Source organism: Intrasporangium sp. (assembly GCF_040414665.1).
Taxonomy (GTDB): domain Bacteria; phylum Actinomycetota; class Actinomycetes; order Actinomycetales; family Dermatophilaceae; genus Intrasporangium.
In genome coordinates this window covers 1-7359 of sequence record NZ_JBEDUL010000055.1, presented here as the reverse complement: position 1 = coordinate 7359, position 7359 = coordinate 1, and the positions used below count along the sequence as shown (strand labels likewise).

Annotated in this window: 7 protein-coding genes; all 7 read left to right on the top strand. The window is 70.3% G+C overall.

Annotated features, from left to right (window positions below; genetic code table 11):
• Positions 1-914: LD-carboxypeptidase (locus ABF401_RS06090; RefSeq protein ID WP_353508647.1), on the top strand; the 914-nt coding region annotated here is incomplete at its 5' end.
• Between the two features lie 187 nt (positions 915-1101).
• Positions 1102-3192, top strand: coding sequence for an ATP-dependent zinc metalloprotease FtsH (ftsH, locus tag ABF401_RS06085; protein ID WP_353508646.1), 2091 nt, complete (start codon positions 1102-1104; stop codon positions 3190-3192).
• 3 nt (positions 3193-3195) lie between these two features.
• Positions 3196-3768: a GTP cyclohydrolase I FolE gene (gene folE, locus ABF401_RS06080; RefSeq protein WP_331929625.1), complete on the top strand. Its 573-nt coding sequence runs from the start codon at positions 3196-3198 to the stop codon at positions 3766-3768.
• 8 nt (positions 3769-3776) lie between these two features.
• Positions 3777-4649, top strand: coding sequence for a dihydropteroate synthase (gene folP / locus ABF401_RS06075; protein ID WP_353508645.1), 873 nt, complete (start codon positions 3777-3779; stop codon positions 4647-4649).
• On the top strand, positions 4646-5533 hold the full coding sequence (folK, locus tag ABF401_RS06070) for a 2-amino-4-hydroxy-6-hydroxymethyldihydropteridine diphosphokinase (RefSeq protein WP_353508644.1): 888 nt from the start codon (positions 4646-4648) through the stop codon (positions 5531-5533). The genes folP and folK overlap by 4 nt, the downstream gene beginning before the upstream one ends.
• The gene (locus tag ABF401_RS06065) at positions 5530-6030 is read left to right on the top strand and encodes a DUF3180 domain-containing protein (protein ID WP_353508643.1); all 501 of its coding nucleotides are present in this window, start codon (positions 5530-5532) and stop codon (positions 6028-6030) included. The genes folK and ABF401_RS06065 overlap by 4 nt, the downstream gene beginning before the upstream one ends.
• Before the next feature lie 35 nt (positions 6031-6065).
• Positions 6066-7067 (top strand): hypothetical protein, encoded by a 1002-nt coding sequence (locus ABF401_RS06060; protein ID WP_353508642.1) that lies wholly within the window; start codon positions 6066-6068, stop codon positions 7065-7067.
• Positions 7068-7359: the final 292 nt, after the last annotated feature.

The following is a 7359-nucleotide window of genomic DNA, read 5'->3' as shown; positions in this document are numbered from 1 at the left end:
TCGGCGTCGAGCCGGTGGAGTACCCGACCACCCGGCAGCTCAACGCCTCACCCCGTGACCGGGCCGCCGATCTGATGGCGGCCTTCGCCGATCCGACGGTCGTGGCGGTGCTGGCGAGCATCGGCGGCGACGACCAACTCACGGTGCTGCCCTTTCTCGATCCGGACGTGATCGCCGCCCACCCCAAGCCGTACTTCGGCTACAGCGACAACACCAACCTGCTCAACTGGCTCTGGTTCCACGGGATCGAGGGCGTCCACGGCGGCTCCACCCAGGTCCACCTCGGCCCGGGACCCGCCCCGGATGCCCAACACCTGACGTCGCTCCGGGCCGCGCTCTTCGGAGGTGACATCGAGCTCGTCCCGGTGACCCGTACCCGTGACATGGGCCTGCCCTGGGACGACCCCGCCGCCCTCAGCGACCCACCGCCGGACCTGCCCGCGGAGCCGTGGACGTGGACCGGGCCCGGGCGAGTGGTCACCGGTCGGACGTGGGGCGGCTGCTTCGAGATCGTCCGGTGGACGCTCGAGGTGGGCCGTTACGTCAGGCCGGTCGAAGACTACGCAGGCTGCGTGCTCCTGCTCGAGCCGACCGAGGAGATGCCCTCGCCCGAGGAGGTCTTCCGAGGGCTGCGCAACCTGGGTGAGCGAGGGATCCTCGAAGCGGCCTCGGCCCTCCTCTGGGCCCGGCCGTTCGCCTCCGGCCCCGGACACCCGCGCACCGAGGCCGAGGCGAGCGCGTTCCGGGCCGAGCATCGCGAGCAGGTCCTGCGCGTCGTCGAGTCCTACCACGCGGACCTCGTCGTCGCCCTCGACGTCGACTTCGGGCACACGTCGCCGCAGTGGGTCCTGCCCTACGGGGGCCGGGTGACCGTGGACGGTGTCAGCCAGACGATCACGGCGCAGTTCGCCTGACCCGCGATTGGTCGTTCTGGGCCGAGGGCTGTTCTTTCGACGAGGTGGCTGGTTGGGTATGGGCTGGTTGGGCGTCCCGGCCGGTCATGCGGAACACTGGTGGGTGGCCGGACGTTGTTCCGGTGCACCCGACAGTGCACTCACCCGTTGACGAGCAGGAGGACCGGGGCGTCGACCCCGCACATACATGGACGGTAAGCGGCTACTGCGCACTCCCTTGGTGTGGATCCTGGTCCTCATCAGCGCACTCGTCTTCGGGATGATGTTCTCGAACTCCGGTGCTCCCCGCATCGACACGTCCGAGGCGATGAAGCAGATCACCTCCGGCAACGTCGAGTCGGCCAAGCTGACGAACAACGAGCGCATGGAGCTGACGCTCAAGCAGCCGTACACGTCGGCCGACGGGACGGTCAAGGACGCCAAGACCGTCTTTGCCTACTACGTCGAGGCCCGCGGCACGGAGGTCGTGAACGCGCTCAACACGGCGGCTCCGCCGAAGGGCGTCGACGACTTCATCGAGGAACCGAGCTTCCTCGGCCAGCTGCTCGTCTCGATCCTGCCGATCATCATCATCCTGGCCCTCTTCTGGTTCCTCATGGGGCAGATGCAGGGCGGCGGCAACCGCGTCATGCAGTTCGGCAAGTCGCGCGCCAAGCTCGCGACCAAGGACATGCCGAAGGTGACCTTCGCCGACGTCGCGGGCGTCGACGAGGCTATCGAGGAGCTGCAGGAGATCAAGGAGTTCCTCCAGGAGCCGGCGAAGTTCCTCGCCGTCGGGGCCAAGATCCCCAAGGGCGTCCTCCTCTACGGACCGCCCGGCACCGGCAAGACGCTCCTCGCCCGTGCCGTCGCAGGCGAGGCGGGAGTCCCGTTCTACTCGATCTCCGGTTCGGACTTCGTCGAGATGTTCGTCGGTGTCGGCGCGAGCCGGGTCCGTGACCTCTTCGAGCAGGCCAAGGCCAACGCGCCCGCCATCGTCTTCGTCGACGAGATCGACGCCGTGGGACGCCACCGTGGCGCCGGCCTCGGCGGTGGACACGACGAGCGCGAGCAGACCCTCAACCAGCTGCTCGTCGAGATGGACGGCTTCGACGTCAAGACCAACGTCATCCTCATCGCGGCAACGAACCGTCCCGACATCCTCGACCCGGCCCTGCTTCGCCCGGGCCGGTTCGACCGGCAGATCGCCGTCGAGGCGCCCGACATGCTCGGCCGGCACCGGATCCTCGAGGTGCACGCGCAGGGCAAGCCGATGTCCCACGACGTCGACCTGCTCGCGGTCGCCCGGCGCACGCCGGGCTTCACGGGGGCCGACCTCGCGAACGTGCTCAACGAGGCCGCGCTGCTGACCGCCCGGGGCGACCAGAAGATCATCGACAACAGGTCGCTCGACGAGGCCATCGACCGGGTGATCGCAGGCCCGCAGAAGCGCACCCGGATCATGTCGGCCAAGGAGCGCAAGATCACCGCTTACCACGAGGGCGGCCACGCGCTCGTCGCGGCGGCGCTCAACCACACCGACCCGGTCACCAAGGTGACGATCCTGCCCCGCGGACGGGCCCTCGGCTACACCATGGTCATGCCCGTCGACGACAAGTACTCCACAACGCGCAACGAGATCCTCGACCAGCTCGCGTATGCCCTCGGTGGACGGGTCGCGGAGGAGATCGTCTTCCACGAGCCGACGACCGGTGCCAGCAACGACATCGAGAAGGCCACCGGCATGGCCCGCAAGATGGTCACCGAGTTCGGCATGAGCGAGCGGATCGGTGCGATCAAGCTCGGGCAGAGCCAGGGCGAGGTCTTCCTCGGACGCGACTACGGCCACCAGCGCGACTACTCCGAGGAGATCGCCGGCATCGTCGACGAGGAGGTCCGCAGGCTCATCGAGGCGGCGCACGACGAGGCCTACCAGGCGCTCAACGAGAACCGCGACGTGCTCGACCGCCTCGTCCTCGAGCTCCTCGAGCAGGAGACGCTCAACCAGGCGGAGATCGCCAAGGTCTTCTCGGACATCGTCAAGCTTCCGGTGCGGCCCACGTGGCTGTCCTCCCAGACGCGCCTGCCCGGCGACCGCCCGCCGGTGCTCACGCCGGCAGAGATCGCTGCCCAGCAGAACGGCCACCTCCCGCCCCCGGCGGCTCCGGATCCCGGCGTCGAGGAGAAGATCGACGAGGCCGCCTCGGTCGGCGTCCACCCCCTCGCCGAGGAGCACCCGCCCGTCGAGGTCGTCGAGGTGCCGGACGACAAGCCCGTCCACCCCGACGAGAAGGCGTGATCCGTGGCGGTCGACGTGGCGAGGGCTGCGGCTGCCGTCCGGGAGCTGCTGCTCGCCATCGGTGAGGACCCGGAGCGCGAGGGCCTCGTCGACACCCCGGACCGCGTCGCGCGGTCCTACGCAGAGATGTTCGCCGGGCTCGACATGACGGCTGAGCACGTGCTGAGCAAGACCTTCGAGATCGACCACGACGAGCTGATCATCGTCCGCGACATCGAGCTGTACTCCACGTGCGAGCACCACCTCGTGCCGTTCCACGGCGTCGCCCACATCGGGTACGTCCCGAGCAAGGACGGCCGCGTCACAGGGTTGTCCAAGCTGGCCCGGCTCGTCGAGGTCTTCGCCCGGCGTCCACAGGTCCAGGAGCGCCTCACCACGCAGATCGCCGACGCCCTCGTGGAGCACCTTCGGGTGCGTGGAGTCATCGTGGTGGTCCAGGCCGAGCACCTGTGCATGTCGATGCGCGGCATCCGCAAGCCGGGCGCGTCCACGATCACCTCGGCCGTGCGCGGTCAGCTGCGCGATCCCGCCACTCGAGCGGAGGCCATGGCACTCATGCTCGAGGGCAACAAGTGACCAGTGCCATGATGCGGTCGAAGGCCGCAACCCTGGTCGCCGAGCGTGACCGGACCCTCGTCATGGGCGTCGTCAACGTGACCCCGGACTCGTTCTCCGACGGTGGCGTCTGGTTCGAGCCCGAGGCTGCCCTCGCGCACGGACGCGACGTGCTCGCCGCCGGGGCGGACATCATCGACGTCGGTGGCGAGTCGACCCGGCCCGGTGCCGACCGGCCCTCGGTCGAGGAGGAGCTGCGTCGGGTGCTCCCGGTCGTGCGTGACCTCGCCGAGCAGGGTGCCATCGTGTCCATCGACACGATGCGTGCCGCGGTGGCGGCAGCCGCGCTCGACGCCGGGGCCAGCGTCGTCAACGACGTCTCCGGTGGCCTCGCCGACCCGGACATGGTCCCGGTCGTCGTCGAGGCAGGGGTGCCCTATGTCGCGATGCACTGGCGCGGTCACAGCGTCGACATGCAGTCACTCGCCGTCTACGACGACGTCGTGGCAGACGTATGCCGTGAGCTCGCCTCCCGCCGGGACGCGCTGCTGGGTGCCGGGCTGAGTGAAAACCTCCTCGTGCTCGACCCAGGTCTCGGCTTCGCCAAGACGGCGGACCACAACTGGTCGCTCATGGCGGCGCTGCCCGCGCTGCACGAGCTGGGACACCCGATCCTCCTCGGTGCGTCGCGCAAGGCCTTCCTCGGGCGGCTCGGCAGGAGAGCGGGCGAGGCGCCACGGCCACCCGCCGCGCGCGACCTCGAGACGACGGCGACCTCGGTCATGGCGGCCATGGCCGGCCTGTGGTGTGTCCGGGTCCACGACGTCGAGTCGACCGCACGGGTCCTCGCGGTGGTCAGGGCGGCTCTCGACCATCACACGGCCGACGAGGAGGCCTGGTGAGCGACCAGATCGTCCTCACGGGGGTCTCCGCCCGCGGCTTCCACGGAGTCCTCGAGGCCGAGAAGCGGGACGGGCAGCAGTTCGTCGTCGACGTGCACCTGACGCTCGACCTGTCCAGGGCGGGTCGGACCGACGACCTCGCCGCAACGGTCAACTACGCGCAGGTCGCCTCCACCGTGGTGGCCCGCATCACGGGGCCGTCCTTCGACCTCATCGAGCGGCTCGCCGAGGTCATCGCCGACGACGTGCTCGGCTTCCCGCTCGTCGACGCGGTCGAGGTGGTCGTGCACAAGCCCCAGGCCCCGGTCGGCCACCCCTTCACCGACGTCGAGGTCCGCCTCCGACGCAACAATGGACCGCGAGCCGTCATCGCGCTCGGGTCGAACGTCGGTGACCGTGGGCGCACGCTCTCCCTCGCCGTCGACGCCCTGCGCACCCTGCCGGGCTTCACCGTCAGCTCGGTGTCGCCCATCGTCGAGACCGACCCGGTGGGTGGTCCGGAGCAGCCGCCCTATCTCAACGCCGTCGTGGTGGGCCGGACGACCCTCGATCCGGCGGGGCTGCTCGAGGCGCTGCACGGCATCGAGGCTGAGCACGGGCGGACCCGTGAGATCCACTGGGGCCCAAGGACACTGGACCTCGACCTCGTCCAGTTTGGCACGCCCGGCTCCCGTGAGGAGGTCGTGAGCGATGATGCCACACTGACTCTGCCGCATCCCCGCGCCGCCGAGCGCGCGTTCGTGCTCCTCCCTTGGGCCCGGGCCGAGCCCGAGGCGCGCGTCAGGGTCGGGCCGGGAGAGGTCGGCATCCGGCCGATTGGTGAACTGCTTGACCGACTCGATCGCTCGGGCGTCCGTCCCGGGCCCGAATGGGGGCACTTGTGAAGCCGCACACCGGCATCCGCGTGTCGACGCTCGTGCTCACGGGCGTCGCCGTCCTCGTCCTGGCGTGGCTCGTCATGCGCTGGGTGGAAGGCAGCGGTCGGAGCGTGCCTGACCCGGGTTGGATCGGTGCGGCCGCGATGCTCTTCCTCGGAGGCGCTGTCCTCGTCGCGGGCCGGCAGGTGCGCACGTTCAGGGACGGGGACAGGGGCGCCACCATGACTCCCCTGCGGGCCGCGCGGACACTCGTCCTCGGCCAGGCCGCCGCCCTCACCGGAGCGGCCCTGACAGGCTGGTACGCCGCGGTCATCCTCGTGCTGCTGCCCGACTCCGACATCGAGTCCCAGCGCAGTCGTATCTGGCCCTTCGCGATCCACGCCCTCATCGCCATCGCCCTTGCCGTCGCGGGCATGGTCGTCCAGCGCTGGTGCCGCATCAGGCCTCGCGATGACGGCGACGAGGAGGATCTCGACGAGCTGAACGGCTACGCGGACCGCTGATGCAACGATCGCGGTCACCACGGGGTCTTCTCGGCATGGAGGCCAAGACTCGCAGCGGCGGACCCCGCGCCGTGATCCTCGTGCTCGTCCCGCTGGTCCTGGCGCTCGCCGCCTGCGGTGAGGTGCGGAGCCCGGCGACCGGCGGCTCCACGGATGGAACCGTCGGGGCAACGGCCACCGACTCTGTGCGGGATCCGGGTACCGTGCCCGCCGACCAGCCGACCACGCTGCCCAGTGCGTCGGCCCCCAAGGTCTTCGCAGACCGGGCGAAGGTCGTGGCCGAGACGTTTCGCGCATCGGGTCGGCCTGATGCCCCGGCGGCTCCGGTGCTCCTCTCGCCCTGGGCTGACGCCGCATTCGAGACGGACGCCCAGAAGGTCGCGTGGGCCGCGGGCAAGGTCGACTTCGGGTCGGGTGTCCCGGACGACCAGGTCGGCGTGTCCCGGATGACGCTCCCCGACGGGTCGGAGCGCCCGGTCGACCTGCTCGGACCCCGGGAGAGCGTGACCCGGGCTCTCGAAGGGGCCGGCGGGGGCTGTTCCGGCGTGGCGGCGCCCGACTGCGTCCTGACGATGACAAGGGCCACCCTGACGACGATGCGGGTCGAGACCAACGAGGGCCAGGCGACCGTCCCGGCCTGGTCCTTCACGGTGGACGGGCTGGCCCGCCCGATCGTCGTCGTCGCGGTGGCGCCGGGAGCACTCGACCGGCCGACGCCGCCCCAACCACTCGCCGGCCTGCCCCCGGCGCCGCCCGGGTTCAGCCCCGCCGACTCCCTCGATGCCGTGTCGGGCCCGAGCATCACCGTGCGGATCGGTCACGGTGCCTGTGACCGCGCCCTGACGGGTCACGCCGTCGAGTTCGACGACCTCGTCGTGGTCGGCGCCACGCACACTCCGCCCGACCCGGGCACGATGTGCACCATGCAGTACCTGCTGACCCCGAGCACGCTGAAGCTGTCTCAGCCGCTCGGTGCCCGGGTCGTGCTCGACGTCGTGTCCGGCAAGACGCTGGTCCTCGGTGTCCCACCGATGTGAGGGACCGTTGTGGTCGTCGTGGTCGTTGTGGTCGCCGGTGTCCCGTCGCTCGTCGTGGTCCGGTTCGGCCGGGGTGGCGGGATCGTGTCGACGACGTCCTCGTCCGAGCACGCTCCCGCCGCCCAGACACTGGCGGTGATGACGACAACTGCCGCGGCGCGGAGGGCACCGGCGCGCGAGAGCGAGCCCGGCGGCATACGGAATGTCATTTGTCGACGTCGCCGACGACGAAGAACATCGAGCCGAGAATGGCCACCATGTCGGAGATCAGCTGCCCCGGCAGCATCTCCGT

Coding starts and splice junctions, on each gene's coding strand:
- ftsH (WP_353508646.1), top strand. CDS start 1,102: ATGGACGGTAAGCGGCTACTGCGCACTCCCTTGGTGTGGATCCTGGTC.
- folP (WP_353508645.1), top strand. CDS start 3,777: ATGATGCGGTCGAAGGCCGCAACCCTGGTCGCCGAGCGTGACCGGACC.
- ABF401_RS06060 (WP_353508642.1), top strand. CDS start 6,066: ATGGAGGCCAAGACTCGCAGCGGCGGACCCCGCGCCGTGATCCTCGTG.